The organism is Alteromonas sp. BL110 (assembly GCF_003443615.1).
Classification (GTDB): domain Bacteria; phylum Pseudomonadota; class Gammaproteobacteria; order Enterobacterales; family Alteromonadaceae; genus Alteromonas.
The window spans coordinates 1,218,942-1,238,702 of sequence record NZ_CP031967.1 but is presented as its reverse complement, the minus strand read 5'-3'; the positions used below and the strand labels follow the sequence as shown (position 1 = coordinate 1,238,702).

18 protein-coding genes, 2 tRNA genes and 1 pseudogene are annotated in these 19,761 nt (G+C 44.1%); 15 read left to right on the top strand and 6 right to left on the bottom strand.

The genetic code is table 11. The features are described from left to right. The first annotated feature begins 106 nt into the window (after positions 1-106). A complete protein-coding gene (locus D1814_RS05395) occupies positions 107-1,270 on the top strand; it encodes a murein hydrolase activator EnvC family protein (RefSeq protein WP_118490442.1) in 1,164 nt (387 codons plus the stop codon). Positions 1,271-1,292: 22 nt separating this feature from the next. Here D1814_RS05395 and D1814_RS05390 read toward each other — a convergent pair whose 3' ends face one another. Then, a complete protein-coding gene (locus D1814_RS05390; protein ID WP_118490441.1) occupies positions 1,293-1,631 on the bottom strand; it encodes a hypothetical protein in 339 nt (112 codons plus the stop codon). Between the two features lie 253 nt (positions 1,632-1,884). Between D1814_RS05390 and D1814_RS05385 the strand changes: the two genes are divergently transcribed. Then, positions 1,885-2,793: a divergent polysaccharide deacetylase family protein gene (locus D1814_RS05385; protein WP_118490440.1), complete on the top strand. Its 909-nt coding sequence runs from the start codon at positions 1,885-1,887 to the stop codon at positions 2,791-2,793. A 159-nt stretch (positions 2,794-2,952) separates the two neighbouring features. Next, positions 2,953-3,381, top strand: a complete 429-nt coding sequence (locus D1814_RS05380; RefSeq protein ID WP_118490439.1) for a MerC domain-containing protein — start codon at positions 2,953-2,955, stop codon at positions 3,379-3,381. Between the two features lie 91 nt (positions 3,382-3,472). Here D1814_RS05380 and D1814_RS05375 read toward each other — a convergent pair whose 3' ends face one another. The 4 genes from D1814_RS05375 to rsgA form a co-directional block, all read right to left on the bottom strand. Continuing rightward, positions 3,473-4,171 carry a glycerophosphodiester phosphodiesterase gene (locus tag D1814_RS05375; RefSeq protein WP_232368982.1) on the bottom strand — a complete coding sequence of 233 codons (699 nt, stop codon included), beginning with the start codon at positions 4,169-4,171 and terminating at the stop codon, positions 3,473-3,475. A gap of 26 nt (positions 4,172-4,197) precedes the next feature. Further along, the gene (locus D1814_RS05370) at positions 4,198-5,073 is read right to left on the bottom strand and encodes a DMT family transporter (protein ID WP_118490437.1); all 876 of its coding nucleotides are present in this window, start codon (positions 5,071-5,073) and stop codon (positions 4,198-4,200) included. Positions 5,074-5,076: 3 nt separating this feature from the next. Next, the gene (asd, locus tag D1814_RS05365) at positions 5,077-6,054 is read right to left on the bottom strand and encodes an archaetidylserine decarboxylase (RefSeq protein WP_118490436.1); all 978 of its coding nucleotides are present in this window, start codon (positions 6,052-6,054) and stop codon (positions 5,077-5,079) included. Positions 6,055-6,319: 265 nt separating this feature from the next. Further along, the gene (gene rsgA, locus D1814_RS05360; protein WP_118490435.1) at positions 6,320-7,363 is read right to left on the bottom strand and encodes a small ribosomal subunit biogenesis GTPase RsgA; all 1,044 of its coding nucleotides are present in this window, start codon (positions 7,361-7,363) and stop codon (positions 6,320-6,322) included. Between the two features lie 86 nt (positions 7,364-7,449). Here rsgA and orn point away from each other — a divergent pair, with 86 nt between their 5' ends. The 9 genes and pseudogenes from orn to ilvN all read left to right on the top strand — a co-directional run bounded on the left by orn (position 7,450) and on the right by ilvN (position 17,148). Then, a complete protein-coding gene (gene orn / locus D1814_RS05355) occupies positions 7,450-7,995 on the top strand; it encodes an oligoribonuclease (protein ID WP_025256755.1) in 546 nt (181 codons plus the stop codon). 101 nt (positions 7,996-8,096) lie between these two features. Beyond that, positions 8,097-8,172: transfer RNA gene (locus tag D1814_RS05350), tRNA-Gly, on the top strand. Positions 8,173-8,225: 53 nt separating this feature from the next. Continuing rightward, positions 8,226-8,301: transfer RNA gene (locus D1814_RS05345), tRNA-Gly, on the top strand. A gap of 1,004 nt (positions 8,302-9,305) precedes the next feature. After that, positions 9,306-11,778: pseudogene (locus D1814_RS05340) on the top strand (TonB-dependent receptor). A 94-nt stretch (positions 11,779-11,872) separates the two neighbouring features. Further along, complete coding sequence (locus D1814_RS05335) at positions 11,873-13,441, top strand: tetratricopeptide repeat-containing sulfotransferase family protein (RefSeq protein ID WP_118490434.1); 1,569 nt, start codon at positions 11,873-11,875, stop codon at positions 13,439-13,441. A gap of 147 nt (positions 13,442-13,588) precedes the next feature. Then, positions 13,589-14,050, top strand: coding sequence for a hotdog fold domain-containing protein (locus tag D1814_RS05330; RefSeq protein WP_118490433.1), 462 nt, complete (start codon positions 13,589-13,591; stop codon positions 14,048-14,050). Positions 14,051-14,266: 216 nt separating this feature from the next. Continuing rightward, positions 14,267-14,659 (top strand): DUF413 domain-containing protein, encoded by a 393-nt coding sequence (locus D1814_RS05325; RefSeq protein WP_118490432.1) that lies wholly within the window; start codon positions 14,267-14,269, stop codon positions 14,657-14,659. Between the two features lie 273 nt (positions 14,660-14,932). Continuing rightward, positions 14,933-16,651: an acetolactate synthase 3 large subunit gene (locus D1814_RS05320; RefSeq protein WP_118490431.1), complete on the top strand. Its 1,719-nt coding sequence runs from the start codon at positions 14,933-14,935 to the stop codon at positions 16,649-16,651. After that, positions 16,651-17,148 (top strand): acetolactate synthase small subunit, encoded by a 498-nt coding sequence (ilvN, locus tag D1814_RS05315; RefSeq protein ID WP_118490430.1) that lies wholly within the window; start codon positions 16,651-16,653, stop codon positions 17,146-17,148. The genes D1814_RS05320 and ilvN overlap by 1 nt, the downstream gene beginning before the upstream one ends. A gap of 68 nt (positions 17,149-17,216) precedes the next feature. Here ilvN and D1814_RS05310 read toward each other — a convergent pair whose 3' ends face one another. Next, entirely contained in the window at positions 17,217-18,278 is a 1,062-nt protein-coding gene (locus D1814_RS05310; RefSeq protein WP_118490429.1) for a hypothetical protein, read from the bottom strand. Positions 18,279-18,455: 177 nt separating this feature from the next. Here D1814_RS05310 and tatA point away from each other — a divergent pair, with 177 nt between their 5' ends. Genes tatA through tatC form a run of 3 tightly spaced genes read left to right on the top strand, consistent with a single transcriptional unit; the run spans position 18,456 to position 19,756 of the window. Next, positions 18,456-18,701, top strand: coding sequence for a Sec-independent protein translocase subunit TatA (gene tatA / locus D1814_RS05305; protein WP_232298316.1), 246 nt, complete (start codon positions 18,456-18,458; stop codon positions 18,699-18,701). After that, complete coding sequence (gene tatB, locus D1814_RS05300) at positions 18,701-19,000, top strand: Sec-independent protein translocase protein TatB (protein ID WP_012517066.1); 300 nt, start codon at positions 18,701-18,703, stop codon at positions 18,998-19,000. Before tatA ends, tatB begins: the two co-directional genes overlap by 1 nt. Then, the gene (tatC, locus tag D1814_RS05295; protein WP_118490428.1) at positions 19,001-19,756 is read left to right on the top strand and encodes a twin-arginine translocase subunit TatC; all 756 of its coding nucleotides are present in this window, start codon (positions 19,001-19,003) and stop codon (positions 19,754-19,756) included. Positions 19,757-19,761 lie beyond the last annotated feature (5 nt).

Sequence of the window (19,761 nt, the reverse complement as noted above, 5' to 3'; positions counted from 1 at the left end):
TGGGAAGCCGTCAGATACACTGGATGTTGTTATTAATAGTAGTGGTGAAATACAACTGGTCAGGCAGTTGGCATCATTGCAAAGGTAGAGGTTTTAAGCGCACGTTATGTCAGTACGTTCTTTTCTTTCAGTTATCGGATGCATAGTAGCTCTGGCTGTTATGCCAATTGGAAGTGATGCGCTAGCGCAAGACGGCGACGCAAGTGCGCAAAGAGAAAAGTTAGCTAAACTTCAGGCCGAGTTACGTGCACGACAGCAAGTGCTTGAAAACAATAAAGCCAGTGCAGAAGAGCTAAAAGCCGTGCTAAAGGCTTCAGAGCTTGATATAGCAAAAGTTGCAAAAGCGTTATCTACCACCGAACAAGCGCTTAAAAGCGTTAAGCAAGAAGAAGCTACGCTAAAAGAAGAGCAGGATGCATTAAAAGTTGCGATACGCAAACAGCAATCTTTACTGGCAAGTCAACTCAAAAGTGCGTTCATGGCAGGTCACTACGACTACGCTAAAATGCTTTTTTATCAAGATGATGCGCGTACTTTTGAACGTGTTATTACCTACTATCAATACGTGGCGAAAGCGCGCCAAAAAGAAATCGAAAGTTTTAGAATTAATGTCGCTAGGCTGGAAGAAGTTACCGCCGAACTCAGTGAAAAAGCGTTGTCTCTCGCCGCGCTCAAAGATGAGCAAGAAGGTCAGCGGGCAGTGCTTATCACTCGGCAATCTGACCGCAAAGCAACGCTAAAGAAAATAAATAAAACCATTGCTTCGGAAAACCAGCGCATTGCGTCTTTGCAGGCCGATGAGAAAGCACTTAAAGGTGCAATAGAGGCAGCACGCATAGCGGCAGAGCGCGCTGCTCGTGCTGCTGAGTTTAGTATGAATGGACTGGCTAAGCGAAAGGGTAAACTTCCCGCACCTGTAAAAGGCAGAATACGTCATTTATTTGGTAGCCGCCGCCAAGGCCAGGTATCTTGGAAAGGTATTGTGATAGACGGTGCTGAGGGCGACCCTGTAAAAAGCATTGCGCCAGGGCGAGTATTGTACGCCGACTGGCTGCGAGGGTTTGGTCTCGTTGCTATTATCGATCATGGCGAGGGCTACATGAGTGTTTACGGACACAATCAAGCGCTGCTTAAACAAGCAGGTGATGATGTAAGTCAAGGTGAGCGCATTGCCCTTGTTGGTCGAAGCGGTGGGCAAGAATACCCAAATCTTTACTTTGAAATTCGCCACAAAGGCAAGGCGCTAAACCCGAAAGCTTGGTTGGACTAATTCGTTAAAGCCACGATAGAAATTAAGCAGTGACTTCAAACGTTGCAGTATCGGGTAATGAACGTTGAGGTTTTCCTTCACCTAAGCCTGCGAGCTCGCCAATTTGCTTTGCGTCAAAGCCTGCACTGCTAAGTGCACTTTCTAATGCCTTACCAGGTTCAATACCTTCGCTTTTTAGTTGTTCAACAATAGATGTCGCATCTTCACTGGTTAATGAGTCAGCATCATATTGCTCTAATACCGACTGAAGTGTTTGTGTTTGTTCGTCGGTCAGTGATGTTTGCTGCCCCTTAGGTGGCGGTGGTGGAGCACTTGGTCTTAGCTGTTGTGCTGCTGAAGAATCATTGATACCTGAAATCATAGTGAAGCCTTAAATGATGAGTGGTCGTTAACTATAAAGTATCGCCCACTCACTGATATTTTTAGTGCGCAGCACTGGATTTACGCAATATTTACCAATCTTTACAGAGGCTGTCGATAATCTGCTTTAATAAAACAGCAATAAAAGCCCTAGTTGTGTTGAAAGTGCGTTTGTTGTTGGTATGCTTAACGGTAAAGTGAAGTCATTCACACAGTGCGCTTAATAATAATGATGAAAAACGGATGTGACATAGATGCTTTTGCGTCTGCTAATGCCTTGTACAATCTTTGTTTTATGCGGGCTAATTAGCCTTCAAGTAAACGCAAAGTCAGACATAATAATAATCTTAGATGACCTGGGGTACAGGCCGTCCGATGTCGCTGCTTTTTCTCTCCCTAAAGAGATCACGTTTTCCATACTTCCACAAACGCCATTGGCATCTGACATTGCGCACCGCGCTGAGCAAGAGGGCCGGGCGGTTATGCTCCATATGCCTATGCAAGCGCAAAACGGTAAAAACATGGGCCCGCTTGGGTTAACCACGGATATGTTCGCTGGGGCTATTACCCACAACTTGCGCAAAGCGATGAAAAGTGTGCCAAACGCGGTAGGCGTAAATAACCACATGGGAAGTGCGTTTACCGGGCAGCAAGAAAGCATGGAAGCTCTGTTAAAAGAAGTTAAACGGCAAGGCCTTTTCTTTGTAGATAGCAGAACCACAGTGCTAACTAAAGGTGAAGAAATTGCAGAGCGCTTGGGTGTGCCTAGCACAAGCAGACAGGTATTTTTGGATCATAAATTAGAGCCTGCGTTTTTACTGAAGCAGTTTAACCACATGAAACGCATCGCTAAAAAGAACGGCCACGTTGTAGTGATTGGTCATCCTCACCCAGAAACCGTTGATTTCTTAAACACCCATTTACCCGCACTTGAGAAAGAGGGGTTTACCCTGACCTCCGTAGCCGACTATTTTTCACACGCACCTAAAGTGGCAAAACAGTTTGGCAAAGCACGGAACCAAACTGCCCAGCTCACTGGTGGTGGGGTGAACAAAAGCAGTGCTGAACTACGCGAACAGAGCACTTTTGTTGGCAGCGCGGTTGCGCAGAGCACCTTACCCAAAGATGCCACTGAACCCTCGACTGCAGCGCCTAACGAGTAACATCTGCGCCTTTTTTCTTACTTAATTAGTCTATTTTCATCTCGATAAGATCAAAATTTAATGTGGGAACGTTTCTCATTTTCGTGAGTCTGTTATAATATAACGTCTCTGGCGAATAATTCGCGTATACATTTTTTTAGCACGGTGGTAATTAGAGCAATGACTCCAATTGACGAGAATCCAACAAAACTAGACAAACTTGGCATTTGGGTGTCGAGCTTGTGTGCGCTGCATTGCCTTGCGCTGCCTGTTTTGGTGCCTCTGTTACCGCTTATCGGTTCTAGCTTTTTTGCACAAGTATGGTTTGAAAGAACTATTCTGACGTTCTCATTAATTGTGGGAGCGGTAGCCTTGATTAGCGGTGCCATTCGTTACCACGGTAAATACTATCCGCTGGCACTGTTGTTCACTGGCGGTGCAATCTATTGGCATAAAGATATTTTCGGACATCATTACGAGCCATTTACTATTGCAATAGGTGCGGCGCTAATTGTAGCGGGTCACTGGGTCAATATGCGCCTGTGTCGACAGTGTAAATGCTGCAAAAATACCGTGTTTTCAGACCACCTATCTACTGAGTTTAAGTAGCTAGTAAAACAGAGTTTTAAGAAACGAGCCAATGGCTCGTTTTTTGTATCTGGTGTTTTTAAGTGAACATAGGCTCAAGAGGAAACGTTACCTAATAAGATAGCGTATTAAGTGCTACATTTGGTAGGTTAGTAAATATGCCGGTTACCCCCCACTCTTTAAGCATTAGCATATCTCTAGGTTCGTCCACCGTATAAACGAATACATCAAAGCCTTCCTGCAGCGCAGTTTGTACAAACTGCTTATTAACCGCGTCTAGCGCAATATTTACCGAGTAAGCACTAAGGGCCCGTGCGCTTGCCGTGCAGTCTAATTCATAGCTTGCGGTTAAAGCGCCAATTTTTACTTCCGGCCATAGGAGTGTAACCGCTTTAAGCCAGTGGTGATTAAAGGAAGAAATAAGTAGCTTATCAGTGCTAATGCTACTTTGCTTTATTGCCTTCTTTACGTCTTTTACCCAGCTATGTACGTCATTCAGGTGTTTAATTTCAATGTTGCACCACTTATCATTTGGAACACATTGAAGGCTTTGTGAAAGAGAGGGTATGTGCTCTCCATCACCAATGTCCATTTGTTTGAGAGATTGCCAAGGTGTATCTAACAAATAACCTGTCTCGCGGGCTCTGCGTTTAAGGGTTCTATCGTGAAAAACAATAATGCCACTATCATGTTGATAAGTATCAAACTCAATGCCGTCAGCATCTTGCTCGAAAGCCAGTTTAAACGCTTTTAGCGTATTTTCTGGGGCTACTTTACTGGCGCCACGGTGGGCAAAAATTAGCATCGACATTCCCTCCTCAAATTTCAGAGCGAACGTTACTTATCGTTCGCACTGTGTAACTTATGCGTGTTTAGCGTTTCATAGACTGACGCCGACGTTATAAGAATGCCGCCTATCAATGCGCTCAAGCCAGGCTTTTCATTCAGCAAAATAATGGCAAGAAAAACACCGTAAAGCGGCTGCATACAGGCAATGAGTGAAAATGTTTTTGCCCGTAGATGGCGCAGACTGGCCGCAATTAGGGCATGGGGAAGCGCGGTAAATACAGTGCCTAAAAGCAATAGCATTAGCCAGGAGCTCGTTGACGCTGACGCTAATTCCGCACTGCCTATTGGCAACATCAATACACTGATAACTAACGTTTGCCATGCCATAGCTTGCGCACCGCTATAGTGCTTAAAATGCTTACGGTGAATTAGGTTTCTAAACGAATACAAAATGGCAGAAACAACACCGATGAGCACGCCAAGTGTAACGTCATTTTCTAATGACGTTTCAGGCACAATTAGATAGACACCCACGACAACCGTTAGCGTAGATACAATGTCCTGCCACACCAGCTTGACCCGTTCGAAAAAAGGTTCGATAAGCACTGTAATAACAGGGAAGGTAAATAGCGCAATCATACCCACAGATACACCAGCATATTGCATTGCGGCGAAGTAGGTAACCCAATGTAGCGCCATTAAAAGCCCTAAACCAAGAGCAACGCCGTAATCTTTTCTGGAATTTAGCTTTATTTTATTTCCGGCCAGTTTCAAAAATGCCAGCAGGGCAATGCAAGCAAATACTGAGCGTACCAGCGTAATATCACTGGCACTTAGTGGTACAAGCCTAGAGAAAAGGGCTGTACCACCTAATAAAATAACCGTGAGGTGAAGCGAAATCAGGCTTTTTTTAACAGCATCCATAAATTAGCTGTCAGCGCCCTCAGGTGGTGTTTCTTTTTTTGTCTCACCTGCATCATCATCGAACTCATCGCTATTTTGCTCAGGCTCAGGCGAAGCAAGGTCTTGGGAAACTATCTCATGTGCAGACATTTTTGAAGCCATAGGCTCACCTAGGCGCGTAACCATGCCCGGGGCAATGTCTTCAAAGTTGATCATGTCTTTTTCAAAACATACCACGATGGTAGATCCTAATTTAAATCGGCCAAGCTCGGCACCTTTTTCGAGAAAAACAGAAGCTTCTGTGTCTTTCTCATAAGACCAGTGCTGAACGTTTTTACCTGCAGGTGGCGTCACTGTGCCTGCCCAAACAGTTTCAATACTGGCCACAATCGTTGCGCCTACTAATACCATCGCCATTTTGCCTACAGGTGTGTCAAACAGCGCTACAACACGTTCGTTTCTTGCAAATAGCCCAGGTATATTTTGTGCGGTAAGCGGATTTACTGAAAACAGTTCGCCTGGCACATACAGCATGTCAGTTAAGGTGCCCTCAACAGGCATATGAATTCTGTGATAATCGCGAGGGGCAAGGTAAATGGTAGCAAATTTACCATTTTTAAATGGTGCTGCTACCTCAGGCTTTCCGCCTAGCAAGGTAGTTAAGCTAAAGTCGTGACCTTTCGCTTGGAAAATACTGTCACTATAAATATTGCCAAACTGACTTACCGTGCCGTCGACGGCGTGAATCAGTACGTCTTCGTTTTCATCAATAGTGCGCGCTTCAGGTTTGAGTGGGCGCGTGAAAAACTTATTGAAGCTTCGGTAATGTTCGGGGTTTTCATGCAAAGCTTCAGTCATATCAACATTATATTGCTTGATAAACAGCTTGATGAAAAAGGTGGTCACGCTACCCATTTCCGCTTCTGCAAGTTTACCCACAAAGCGTGAAAGCAGGTGCTTTGGTGTAACGTATTGTAAATTAACTTTAAGCCAATCTAACACAAAATATCTCCGTTTCTTTTATGCAAGCAATAACGCATTACATAGATAGCATTATTGTATCGTAAGTCGTGGTAGTAAGAGCAACTTTAGGGTTATGAGTACTTACACAAAAGCATAAGCACATGGTTCACACTGTAATATTTTCTTTACTGGGTTAGCGTTGCCACTCAATGTCAGTAAACTTAATGCCGGTAATAAGTGATGTGCTCTTTTAGCGCTTCTGTGTTTCGGGCGTTTTAACGGCGTCACAACCCTAGGGTAGTTGTTATGCCCCCGGTGGCTGACTATGGCTGGGGCGCTGCTCTTCCATGGTTGTCAAAATTCTATGGTAGCTATCGAAGCGTTCGGCCCTAATTTTTCCTTCCTCAACAGCTTCTCTCAATAAGCAGCCGGGATCATTTAAGTGCTTGCAGTCTCTAAATTTACAGCCGCCCAAATAATCTCTAAACTCAATAAAGCCCCACGTAATTCGCTCGGTAGGAATATGCCACAAGCCAAACTCACGCACCCCTGGAGAATCAATTAAATCACCCCCAGCCGGCAAATGGAGCAGTTTAGCTGCTGTGGTCGTGTGCTGACCCAGACCTGAGTTATCTGAAATATCGCCGGTTAATTCATCGGCGTCTGGCAGAACTTGGTTAATAAGGCTCGATTTGCCTACACCGGACTGGCCTACGAAAACGCTGATATTATCATTAAGGTATTCATTTAGTTTGCTAATGCCTTCACCTGTTTTACAACTGGTAAATAGCACTTCATAGCCTAAATTTTCGTAGGTTTTAAGCTGCTCTGTAACGCTTGTGCGTTGTTCGTCACTAAGCAACTCAACTTTGTTGAGTACAATGAGTGGGGTAATACCGATATCTTCACACGCAACGAGATAGCGGTCGATAATATTCAGTGAAAGAGTAGGTAGAATAGCACTGACCACAATGATTCGGTCGATATTAGCCGCAATGGGCTTAATACCATCGTAATAATCTGGGCGAGTTAGTACAGAATGCCTGTCTTTTACTATTTCAATCACACCCTTTACACCCGACTCAGCATCATCTCCTTTGCTGAAAAATACCTTGTCGCCACACACCACAGAGTCTACCGTTCGACGAATGTGACAGCGGGAAACTTCGCCGCTGGCATCTTCAACATCGGCATGTTTGCCAAAGCGACCAATAACAGTGCCACTTTCTAGCGTACTTTCATCTAGGTTGACGGCACCTTTAGTGCCATGCTTTTCATTTAAGCGCTTGCTTCGGTTAGCTGCAACCTGTCGTTTCTGTCGATGTGTAAGTTTTGGTTTTTTCGCCACGATTCTTTTCTAGTTTCACGTATACTATGGCAATAATACCGTTTGTAAGGCGTGGTTGCCATGCCTGTAGCGCAAAGAGGAAAGTAATGAGTAAACACGACAGTAACCTTGTTTGGATAGACATGGAAATGACAGGGTTAGATCCTGAAACCTGTGTAGTAATGGAAATTGCGACCATAGTCACCGATGCACAGCTAAATGTTTTGGCCGAAGGCCCTGTGATTGCAGTACATCAAAGCGATGACGTGTTAGACAATATGGACGAGTGGTGCACACGAGTTCATGGTGAAAGCGGGTTAACTGCGCGCTGTCGAGAAAGTAAAATAAGTGTAGAAGAAGCATCGGCGCAGACCATTGCCTTTTTGGAGCAATGGGTAGATGCAGGCAAGTCACCGCTGTGTGGAAACACTATTGGGCAAGACAGACGGTTTATGGTGAAGTACATGCCCGAGCTTGAAGCTTACTTCCACTATAGAAATATTGATGTAAGTACAATAAAAGAGTTAACGCGCCGCTGGAAGCCTGAAATATTAGATGGTTTTGAAAAGAAAGGCGTGCACTTGGCGCTAGATGATATTCGCGAGTCTATTGAAGAAATGCGTTATTATCGTGAGAAAGTGTTTACGATTTAAGCATTCAAACGTTGAGGTGCAAAAAAAGTAGAATTAAAGGTTGCGTTACCCCAAAATTTTTGTAAAATGCGCACCACTTCAAACGAAGTACCTCTTTTGTTGCGGGAATAGCTCAGTTGGTAGAGCACGACCTTGCCAAGGTCGGGGTCGCGAGTTCGAATCTCGTTTCCCGCTCCAAATTTAAATCTGAATCTAATCAGATATCAAAAGATGCACAGCATCGACTCTATGCGGGAATAGCTCAGTTGGTAGAGCACGACCTTGCCAAGGTCGGGGTCGCGAGTTCGAATCTCGTTTCCCGCTCCAAATTTTAAAACCTCACGAAAATATAAACATTTGCAGATGTATTGATGCGACCCTTTGAAGGGCCCGCGACCGAGTGTCGGCCAGTTGACGAATCTCGTTTCCCGCTCCAAATTTTAAAACCTCACGAAAATATAAACATTTGCAGATGTATTGATGCGACCCCTTGATGGGCCCGCGACCGAGTGTCGGCCAGTTGGCAAATCTCGTTTCCCGCTCCAAATTTTTACACTTCTATTTTTGTAACAGACTTCGATTACCGTATCAATGCGACCCTTTGAAGGGCCCGCGACCGAGTGTCGGCCAGTTGACGAATCTCGTTTCCCGCTCCAGACTTTTTTTCAGTATTCATATCCCATAATCGCAGTTGCTTTGAAAGGAAAGTTACTCAGCACCCTCAGTAAAAATGAGGGGGTAACCATTGAGGATCGCGATTTCCCTTCTTCACCCGACTCTACAGCCGTCCAGGGAACAGTAAAGTGTAGGGATAACACTCGCTTCAATGATTATATTAATAGTCGACTATATAACGAATGACTTTTAAGTTTTTCGTTTAAATCACATTACTCTCTGGTTCTGGATATTAATTCCACCGTATTTGCATCAAATTGGTGCGCTCATGATTAGACTGTAGGTTAAAGTCTATAAGTAGTTGAAATATGTATTAAAAAATTATTTTTTGTGAGTTCTTATACAGTGCGCCTGCCTCTTCTTGTGTCATTTTTTGAGATTAATTGCACTTAATATGAATAAATACCCTGTTTTGATCTGGCTTTTACCGGTTTTTATATTAGAATGCGCGCAAATTCCGGCACGTATTCTGCTGAGCTATAGGCTCTAGACCCTTTTCAGTGAATAGTAACGATAAATAAGAGTAAGGCGACCAAGATCGAGCCGGTACGCATAATTACCCAATTCACGCTAGAAACACTCAATCAGAAGGACTCTGTTTTTCCAATGGAATGGGCTAGTGACTTTTTAGTAATGTCCATTTAAAGAGAGAGAACATGCAGAGTAAAAGTGCTCCTTTTCACATTTCCGCTGTAGCGGGCGCAGTATTAGCCGCTTGCTCAAGCCAAGGCGCATACGCCCAAACGGTTGCAGTAGATGAAAAACAAATTGAAAAAGTAGAAGTAACTGCAACGCGCAGAAGTGGCACCCTTCAGGAGGTGCCTATTAATATTTCTGCACTAACATCTGACGTGTTAGACCAACAGAATATTGAAGATCTTGACGGCGTAGCCCGTTGGGTACCTGGTCTTACTGTTACAGATCAGGGCGGGCGAAACGACTCTCCAATTATCGTACGTGGTCTAAATACTAATTCATCAGGTCCTGGTTCAAATGGGGGCACGGTAGCCACTTATTTTGGCGACATTCCTCTTTTCCTAAACATGCGTCTAGTCGACGTGGATCGGGTTGAAGTTCTTATTGGGGCCGCAAGGTACGCTTTATGGGGCCGGTACTTTAGGTGGCGCTATTCGCTACCTTCCTAAGAAAGTTGACCTAGAGTTTATGTCTGGTGAAGTAACAGGTGATGTATTCAGCATTAGCGAAAGTGACTCGCTAGGCGGAGAAAGCAGTATTGTCTTTAATGCACCTATTATTGATGGTGAATTAGCGGTACGTGCGTCACTAAACTATTTCAATAACCCTGGCTTCCTTGACTACAACTATGTAGTAAAAGAAGGCGGTGTATCGCTGCCTGACCCAGATTGGTCTAACGAAGAAGAAGTAAATAGTAACTTAAGGCAGGTTGAAGATGCCAACGGTGAAGATACGCTAACGGGCCGCATTGCAGTGCGCTGGGCACCAAACGATTGGTTTGACAGCACATTGACTTACTTCTATCAAAAGCAAGACGTTGAAGGTCGCTCAATTACCCATTACGACGCACTTTCCTCTGAGAATCCTTTGAGTGAAGTTATTGGTGAGTATGAGTCAGCGTATCGCTATGAAGAGCCTCGCGAGAAAGAAGATGAGTTACTAAGCCTTGAGATGAGTGCAGATTTAGGGTTTGCAGAATTAGTGTCCGCAACAGGCTTATCAAACTTTGAAGCCAATGGGCAACGTGACCAAACTGACCTTCTTATTCGCTTAGACTATAGCTATGAAGAATTTCCAGCGTTCTCTGCATACACCGAAGAAGAGGAAGAGCGTGAAATCTTCACGCAAGAACTTCGCCTAGTTTCGCAAACTGACGGCCCTCTTTCTTGGATTGTCGGCGGCTTTTATTACGATGTAGACAGTGAAGGCAGCAGTAAAGAATTTACGCCTAACTTTGATGTGTATGCTATCGAAGTGTGGGGTGTAGAGGGCAACTACCGTCCGGATTCGCTTGAATACTTTTCAGTAGACGAAAGTGAGGTTACTGAAAAAGCATTGTTTGGAGAACTTACTTACGAGTTAACAAGAGACTGGGACGTAACACTAGGCTTGCGCGCATATCAATATGATGTCTATTCACGTTCGGCCGTAGATTTACCGCTGTATAATTCTGTATTTGAAAGCCGAGCGTCTGATTCTATTGTGCTAGATTATGGCGAGACAGAGGCTGACGATAGCGGCACGTTATTCAAGTTCAACACTAGCTATCAATTTACCGCGAGTACTATGGGTTATTTAACCATCAGCGAAGGCTTTAGAATTGGTGGCGCGAATAGCGTTGGAGCTTGCCCTGATAATGTTGATGATCTGAACAACCAGATAGTTTGTGCTACTCCTGAAGAGCAACTTTTTGAGGCTGACACCACAACTAACTACGAGCTAGGCGTTAAAACCAGCTTCTTCAGAAACAAGCTACAATTAAATACGGCGCTATTCTACGTTAACTGGCAAGACCCTCAGGTGTCGGGTGCCACAGTCAATGGTCAGCAGCCAATTATTGTTAATGCAGAAGGTGCGGAGTCGAAAGGAGCGGAATTCTCGGTTCGTGGCATTATTGGCGACAATATCACGACTTATGCAACATATGCCTACACTCAAGCGGAGTTAACAGCAGACGCACCATTCTTATTTGGTGTGTTTGATGAGCAGGGCACAGAGCTTCAAGACTTTTACGATGGTAAAGATGGCGACCGTTTACCAGGAACTGCAGAGCATCAGTTCTCATTTGGTATTACATACAGCCAAGAAGTATTTGACGATAAAATGCTGAATGTGAACTACGGTATCACTGCGCAAAGCGATGTGTATACCACTGTTGGTCTTCGTCAAGATGGTGAAGCGTTACCCGGTTATGCGGTAAGTAATTTAAACGCCACTATTTCAGATGAAGACTGGTCGGTAACGCTTTATATCGATAACTTATTCGATAAGTATGCGTTTACTTCAACTCGTCGTAACGTGGGCGATATTGGTCTAGGTCAATTTAACGACACCCTAGAGCCAAATGGCACTGAGTTACAGCGAAACTATGGCCACTATGTGCTAACACCGCGTACTGTGGGATTGATGTTTAAGTATCAATTTGGCATGTAGTATAGTTATTGCTACACGATATAATATTAAAGGCGCTACGCTTAACGTGTAAGCGCCTTTTTCGTATTTAAACGGTTTTAAAAAAAAGACAAAAATGAATACAAGCCAAACTCGTTTAGACGATGCGGTCCGGTTTTTATCACACCGTGACTATACACAAGCACATCGCTGTTGTGTTGAAGTCATTCAGCAATTCGGGCCGCATGCTCACGCCTATTTTTTACTTGGCATTATTCATATTGAAATTGGCCAAATAGAAAAGGCAATTGCCTTGTTAACTAAGTCTAATGAGATAGAAAACCGTCCCATTACCTTTGCCTATCTAGCGAAATGTTTTGCACTGAAAGGCGATATGCAGCAAGCGCTTGAGTTTGTATCGTGTGCGCCAGTGGAGAGCCTTACTCGTGCCCTCGACTTAGATACGGTTGGCGTTTCGTTATCCAGAGTAGGGCTGCATGAAGATGCAATTGCCTATTTTGAAAAGGCCCTTGCTTTGGCGTCAGCAAATCCACAATACCACTACAACTATGCTGTTAGCTGCAAGTTTGCAGGAAAATTTGAGCTAGCCAGAAAGCATTTTGAACAAGCTATCGATAGCCAGCCTAATTTCTTTCAAGCGCATTTTGCCCTGTCTGATCTGGGCGGTGTTTCGCCTGAAAGTAATCATCTAGCGCGACTTGAGCCTCTAGTTGAAAAGGTAAAGGAAAATCCTGATGCGCGTCTACATGTAGGGCATGCACTCGCGAAAGAGTACGAAGCATTAGGTGACTATACTCATGCTTTTGAAGCACTAAACCACGCAAAAGCACCCCAAAAAGCACGTAGCGAAAGCACGCTGAAAGATTATCAGGCTATATTCAGCACTCTTCACAGTAATTTGCAGGCACAGGTAAACCCCGATTACTTTTCTAGTCGTGGTTCCCAAAGCGACGCTCCAATTTTTGTTGTAGGTATGCCTCGCAGCGGCACAACGTTAGTTGAGCGGATACTAAGTCATCATTCGTTAGTTGCCTCTGGAGGAGAGCTACAAGATTTTGGCGTTGCTGTTAAAGAGGTAACCCAAACTCGCAGTCAACTCGTGCTCGATACATCTACCATTGAACGGGCATATAAAAGTGATTTAGGAAAGGTTGGAGAACGCTATCTCCAGCGCACGGCCTTCCTTCGACAAGATTCAAAACACTTAGTTGATAAACTGCCGTTTAACTTCTTTTATATCGACTTAATTCGTCAAGCTTTGCCTAATGCAAAAATTGTGTGTTTACTACGCAATCCTATGGATACTTGTATAGGTAATTTTAGACAGTTATTTTCTATTCACAGTCCTTACTACGCGTATGCATACGACCTTAATGTGATAGGGCAGCTTTATCAAAGCTTCGAAAAGTGGGTGAGAAAATTTGCTGAGACTTACCCAGATGCTATTCGTCTGCAATCATATGAACAACTTGTTCAACATCCAACTGCTGAAGTTAAAGAGCTGTTGGCGTTTTGTAATTTGCCTTGGGAAGAGCAGTGTCTACGGGTCGAAAACAACAAGCTTCCCGTATCTACAGCAAGTAAAGTTCAGGTAAGAGAACCAATAAATACTCGTTCAATAGGCCGCTGGAAGCGCTATGCCTCGCAAACTGAGGCACTGCAGAAGTCATTAGGTATTATTTAATAGAAAAAATGCAGATTCGTTTGCAACCGTTAAACGTAACGATTATGTTAACGTTATGCGCACTGGTCTAACCAGATGATCAAGGCGACGGTGCAGAAGCACTATGCTCCTGAATTAGTTATTTCTAAAAAATCGGCGTGAACAATTATGTCAAAGAACTATGTACTCAATACTTATAATAAATTCTTAGAACTGCCTTTCGGCAAGAAACTGTTTAGCTGGTATTCAGCGCGCAGAGCGCCTTATTTCTCAACCGTTTCACCGCTTATTACAGACATTAAACCTAACTACTGTGAAGTGCTTATCAAAAAGCGCAAAGGGGTAGAAAATCACATTGGCACGGTTCACGTGATTGCTATTTGTAATGGTTTAGAAATGGCCATGGGCTTTATGTGTGAAGCGTCAATCCCTAAAAGCCTTAGGTGGATCCCAAAGGGTATGGAAGTGAAATACCCTGCAAAAGCGGACTCAGACATTCGCTGTGTCGCCGAAGTGCCCGCTGATGCATGGAAACCGGGTGATTTACCCATTTCTGTTAAGGCTTACAACGCTGAAGGGACAGTGGTTGTAGATGGCACTATTACGGTGTGGGTTAGCGAAAAACGCTAAACTATGTCTAGTTATTTGAAGGTCGCTTTTGCGACCTTTTTTTATATCTGTTTTAAAGAGCTATATTAAGTTTTTACGACACGTCTATTTCTAATTGACAGTATTCAAAAACACATCTAAGAATAATGTGGTAAGCGATTAAGGCGCTATATCGGAAGTCTATTTCATTCAACTTTTAAGTGGCAATCCTCTTTTCAAGCAACCCGAGGAGCCGCAATGAAAGAGGTTAAGATGTCTGTAATCACAAAAGAACAGGTCACCAGAAAACCCTTCGCAGATAAGAAAAACTACCCTTACGGCTTCGCGCGTTCAGGAGATTTTTCAATTAATGAGAGCAAGCTTTTACAAGCACATGGGAGCTTGTTTGCCGCTTTGGTCGACGGGAAAATCACGCCAGAAAACGACGAAGAACAAGCCTATTTAGAATCGGCTCTTGGCCATCGCGAACCCGCGACGCCTCAAGAAAAAGCGTGGTTAAAATACCAAGCGCGAATCAATAGACCGAAAACTGCAAGCATTTATGGCTCTAGGCGCCCAGCTGTAGAAGAAGTTGACGATGATGAGGATATAAGCGATAACAGTGACATTAATATCGGCCTCGATGATTAAGGTTTCGCCTTTATCAACGAACGGTAGATAAAGGCATTTTCTTCGTGCCTATCATTTTTATTCTTCATGCTGTTAATTTTGTGTAAATAAACATCCTATTTTTCGTCAAAATCACACATTGGTCGAAATGTTCATCCTAATTATTGCGAATATTGGGATATATATCTCACTTTTACGCAATTTAGTGTTTTATCTTCCTATTACCTTAGATATAGTCGGGGCATCGTCAACGTACGCTGACAAACCCCCCAACCCATTACAGGAGAAAGCACTGTGAAAATGATGTCGGGCGCAGCCATGGTGGTTGAAGCGCTAAAAGATGTAGGAGTGACACACGTGTTCGGCTACCCAGGTGGTGCCGTACTAGACATTTATGATGCGTTATTTGCGCAAGATGATGTCAAACACGTCCTCGTACGTCATGAACAGGCAGCCGCCCACATGGCGGATGGTTATGCACGTTCAACTGGCAAAACCGGCACAGTGCTCGTCACATCAGGTCCAGGCGCAACGAATACTATTACAGGTATTGCTACTGCGTACATGGACTCTATCCCGATGGTAATTTTATCGGGACAGGTGCCGTCGAAGCACATTGGTGAAGACGCATTCCAAGAAACTGACATGGTAGGGTGCTCGCGTCCTATCGTTAAACACAGCTTCTTGGTTAAGCGCGCGGTAGACATTCCAGAAGCGATTGCTAAAGCCTATTACATTGCAAACACAGGTCGTCCTGGCCCTGTGGTTGTAGATTTACCAAAAGATATTGTGAACGTAGCGGAAGAACACCCTTATGTGTATCCAACTGACGTTACCATGCGTTCTTATAACCCGACAGAAAAGGGCCATCCCAAGCAGGTTAAGAAAGCGGTTGAGTCGCTTCTTAAAGCAGAACGCCCTGTATTGTATGTTGGTGGCGGTGCAGTAGCTTGCGATGCGTCAGAAAAAGTTATTGAATTAGCTGAAAAGCTGAATGCTCCGGTAACTTGTACGCTAATGGGCCTTGGCGCTATGCCGGGAACGCATAAGCAATTTATTGGTATGCTTGGTATGCACGGCACGCTTGAAGCAAACAAAACCATGCACAACGCCGATTGTATTATTGCGTTAGGCGCACGTTTTGATGACCGTGTTACCAATAATGTAGATAAATTCTGCCCTCATGCAGATATTATCCACGTTGATATCGACCCCGCATCAATTTCTAAAACCGTCAATGCACATATTCCTGTTGTAGGTTCGGTGGATAAAGTACTTGATCAAATTTTGAGTCAGGTAAATAAGAAAGATTTATCAGGTCAAAGCGAAAAGCTAGCCGACTGGTGGCAGCAAATAGAAACATGGCGTTCTCGTGAGTGCTTGAACTACGCGCAAGGTGAAGAAGTCATTAAGCCACAGCGCGTTATTGAAGCCTTGTATAAGCATACCGACGGAAAAGCCTATGTAAGCTCTGATGTAGGTCAGCACCAAATGTTTGCTGCGCTTTATTACCCTTATGATAAACCGCGTCAGTGGATTAACTCAGGTGGTCTTGGCACTATGGGCTTTGGTTTACCGGCTGCAATGGGCGTTCAGTTTGCGCACCCAGGCTCAACATCTGTGGTTGTAACAGGTGATGGCAGTATTCAAATGAATATTCAAGAGCTGTCTACCTGTTTGCAGTACAACTTGCCTATCAAGATTATTTCATTGAATAACCGTGCCTTAGGTATGGTTCGTCAATGGCAGGATATGATTTATAAAGGGCGTCACTCACACTCGTATATGGATTCAATGCCAGACTTTGTGAAGTTGGCGGAAGCTTACGGGCACGTAGGTATTAAAGTAGACAAGCTCGACGAACTAGACGCAGCAATGGAGAAATGTTTCAGCTACACAGATCGCTTAGTGTTTATGGACATAGCAGTAGACCAAAACGAACACGTATATCCAATGCAAATTAAGTTTGGCGCAATGGATGACATGCGCTTAAGCAAGACGGAGCGAACCTGATGAAACGTATTATCTCTGTATTAATGGAAAACGCCCCTGGCGCACTTTCTCGAATTGTTGGTGTATTCTCACAGCGCGGTTACAACGTCGACTCACTGTGTGTGGCACCGACCGATGATGCGAGCCTTTCGCGTCTAACAATTATCACCCACGGCGATGACAAGGTTATCGAGCAAATCACTAAGCAAGTAAACAAGCTAATTGATGTGCTAAAGGTCGTGGATCTTACTGAAGGTACGCACATCGAGCGTGAGCTGATGCTGATTAAAGTCGCTACCCGCACAGAGTCGGTACGCGCTGAAGTGAAGCGGAATTCTGATATTTTCCGTGCGCGCATAGTGGATGTGAACGTAAACAACTACACCATTGAAATTACGGGCACTACAGATAAGTTAGATGCATTTGCTGCAACCATGGGGCAATGTGCTGAAATTATCGAGTCATCGCGCACCGGTGTGTGTGGTCTTGCTCGAGGTGATAGGGCGCTTCGCCCTTAGTCTTCAGGTGTTTAATCGCTTACAGAAGGCTGTCTGACGACAGCCTTTTTTATAGGTGTTCACTTAAGTTATATATCTCGCCCATAATAAGCTTCAACGCGCAAAGCTAAGCCATAAGAGGTTTTGAAATCCTCTTCTCTTAACCATAATACGAAGGGTTCAACTTCAAAGAAAAGCCAATCGCGCAGCATGTTATTTCGCCATCTAAACCCGCCGTAGATTTCTTCCACGCGATAATTAGGTTGGCTCAACCCCTCCACCATTAAGTGGGGTATAACAGCGTTGTGTTGGTCTACCGAAAACAAATGATGTACTTCGTGGCGCCACAACCAGTCATTCGTATCGTCTCGAAAGTAAAAGCGATTGTTTTGGCGAATAAGATGTTTTTTACTCATCTCATATTGAACTGCCCATCCAAGTTCAGCCCCTAATCGGTCACGGGTGTAATAATAAAGCTCTGCGTCATAAAGCATGGCCCACTGCTTGGAAAAGGCGAATGCGTCTTTGTATCGCGTCATGGCATAGAGTTGGTCGCGACGTCCCGCGCCAACTCTATACGAATAATGTGAATCTTGTTCTGGGCGAAACCTTAATGCAATAGTCGTTCTATCTCGGTCGTTATTTCCGGTATCTCTCGCTGCCCGTATTGTATTGTTCTGCGTTTCATCTTCATTGTCGCTCAATAGTAAATCAACGCGCTCTTTTAAAGCCGGCAGTCGAACACGAATCCGAAAGCGTAAGTCAGTATCCGAGAGCATGTTGCTTCTTGGCTCCCATGAAAGTTGAATACGCCCTTCCGCATTTGCTTCTTTGCGTCCTGAAATGTTTTGAGTGCTATCGTTTTCAAATAAGCCATCTAGTTGCTTAACGGTAAAGTCCATAGTGTCAGTAAAGCTTCGCTGCCAGATATCAAACCACTGTTCATTGTCCTGTGCCAGTGTAAGAGACTGCGTGTCATTTACTTGCGTGACGATATTTGATGAATGGGCATGTGAAGGTCTTACGGCGTCTGGGTAAGCAGCACTTCTACTGGTCGTGTTTACGGGGTGATTCAACGTGTGTGCTTGATTATTCAGCGGTGAGGGGGCAGAGAGCAACAAATGACAATAGACAATGGTAAGGCACAACATTGCTCACTAACTCCTTGTAAAAATTAGAATAGTTGAATGTATTCACTATTCGCTTTTAAGATATACAGAGAATGTATTGTCGCTGCCAAAACGTCAATCTTTATTCATTCGAGTAAATATTCAGGTGAAAGCATTTGCGGGCAATGGCATACTGTGTACAACGATGTAATGGAGATCATTTTTATGGGTGGTATTAGTATTTGGCAGTTGCTGATCATACTGGTTATCGTAGTACTATTGTTTGGTACAAAACGACTTAAAGGTATAGGCACTGACTTAGGCGGTGCAATCAAAGGCTTCAAAAAAGCTGTGAGCGAAGAAGATAAAGACGCCGACTTTGAACAAAAGAAGCAAGTTGAAGAAAAGTCAGCGGCTGAACCTGTTTCGACAAAGACGCAGAGCGACGTTAAAGAAAAATCCTGATGTTTGATATCGGCTTTTGGGAGCTATTGGTAGTAGGCGTGTTGGCACTCCTTATTTTGGGGCCCGAACGACTGCCAGGTGCCATGCGTTCTACTATAAATACAATTCGCAGCGTGCGTAATGTAGCAACGGGCTTTAAGCAAGAAGTTGAGCATCAGCTGCGCGTGCATGAATTGCATGAAAACTTGAAAAAAGCAGAGCAGCAAGGGCTTAAAGATCTTTCACCTGAACTTGAACAAAGTGTCGATGAGCTAAAAAAAGCCGCCGAGTCGGTTCAAGAACCATATAAAAAGCAATAGATGTCTGACGCTAACAATCTCATTTCTCATTTAATTGAATTACGCAGCCGTATTCTTAAAGCGCTTTTGAGCGTGCTGATCGTATTTGTGTGTCTTGCCGCTTTCGCACAAGACCTTTACCAGCTGTTGGCAATGCCATTACTTGAAACGCTACCTGAGAATTCAAGTATGATTGCAACCGATGTGGCATCGCCGTTTTTCGCGCCTTTTAAGCTTACGTTGGTGTTGTCGTTTTTCGTTGCCATTCCCTATGTACTTTATCAAGTATGGGGCTTTGTTGCGCCAGGCTTATATCGAAATGAAAAACGCCTTGTTGCGCCACTGCTTTTATCTAGTACCTTACTATTTTATGCCGGTATGGCCTTTGCCTATTTTGTTGTATTTCCTATCGCGTTCGCATTTTTTACCAGCGTGGCGCCGGAAGGGGTGACGGTAAGTACTGATATATCGAGTTACTTAAACTTTGTATTGAAACTGTTCTTCGCATTTGGGGTCTCATTTGAGATACCGATAGCCATTATTTTGATGTGTTGGACAGGCGTGACTGATGCGAAGTCGCTAAGAGCCAAACGGCCGTATGTGGTTGTCGGTGCCTTTGTAGTAGGCATGTTGCTAACGCCACCAGATATTATCTCTCAGACTCTGTTAGCTATACCAATGTGGTTGCTATTTGAAGTTGGCGTTATCGTAGGTGGCTTTTATGCGGGTAAAAAGCCAAGCGAAGATGAGTCAGAAGAAGCCACTGATAATACATAAAAGAA

Excerpts from the sequence above, each read along its gene's own strand:
- orn (WP_025256755.1), top strand. The coding sequence starts at position 7,450 with ATGAGTAAACACGACAGTAACCTTGTTTGGATAGACATGGAAATGACA.
- tatC (WP_118490428.1), top strand. The coding sequence starts at position 19,001 with ATGTCTGACGCTAACAATCTCATTTCTCATTTAATTGAATTACGCAGC.
- D1814_RS05370 (WP_118490437.1), bottom strand. The coding sequence starts at position 5,073 with ATGGATGCTGTTAAAAAAAGCCTGATTTCGCTTCACCTCACGGTTATT.
- D1814_RS05380 (WP_118490439.1), top strand. The coding sequence starts at position 2,953 with ATGACTCCAATTGACGAGAATCCAACAAAACTAGACAAACTTGGCATT.
- D1814_RS05330 (WP_118490433.1), top strand. The coding sequence starts at position 13,589 with ATGTCAAAGAACTATGTACTCAATACTTATAATAAATTCTTAGAACTG.
- D1814_RS05310 (WP_118490429.1), bottom strand. The coding sequence starts at position 18,278 with ATGTTGTGCCTTACCATTGTCTATTGTCATTTGTTGCTCTCTGCCCCC.
- tatB (WP_012517066.1), top strand. The coding sequence starts at position 18,701 with ATGTTTGATATCGGCTTTTGGGAGCTATTGGTAGTAGGCGTGTTGGCA.
- D1814_RS05385 (WP_118490440.1), top strand. The coding sequence starts at position 1,885 with ATGCTTTTGCGTCTGCTAATGCCTTGTACAATCTTTGTTTTATGCGGG.
- D1814_RS05325 (WP_118490432.1), top strand. The coding sequence starts at position 14,267 with ATGAAAGAGGTTAAGATGTCTGTAATCACAAAAGAACAGGTCACCAGA.
- D1814_RS05375 (WP_232368982.1), bottom strand. The coding sequence starts at position 4,171 with ATGTCGATGCTAATTTTTGCCCACCGTGGCGCCAGTAAAGTAGCCCCA.
- D1814_RS05335 (WP_118490434.1), top strand. The coding sequence starts at position 11,873 with ATGAATACAAGCCAAACTCGTTTAGACGATGCGGTCCGGTTTTTATCA.
- ilvN (WP_118490430.1), top strand. The coding sequence starts at position 16,651 with ATGAAACGTATTATCTCTGTATTAATGGAAAACGCCCCTGGCGCACTT.
- D1814_RS05395 (WP_118490442.1), top strand. The coding sequence starts at position 107 with ATGTCAGTACGTTCTTTTCTTTCAGTTATCGGATGCATAGTAGCTCTG.
- D1814_RS05390 (WP_118490441.1), bottom strand. The coding sequence starts at position 1,631 with ATGATTTCAGGTATCAATGATTCTTCAGCAGCACAACAGCTAAGACCA.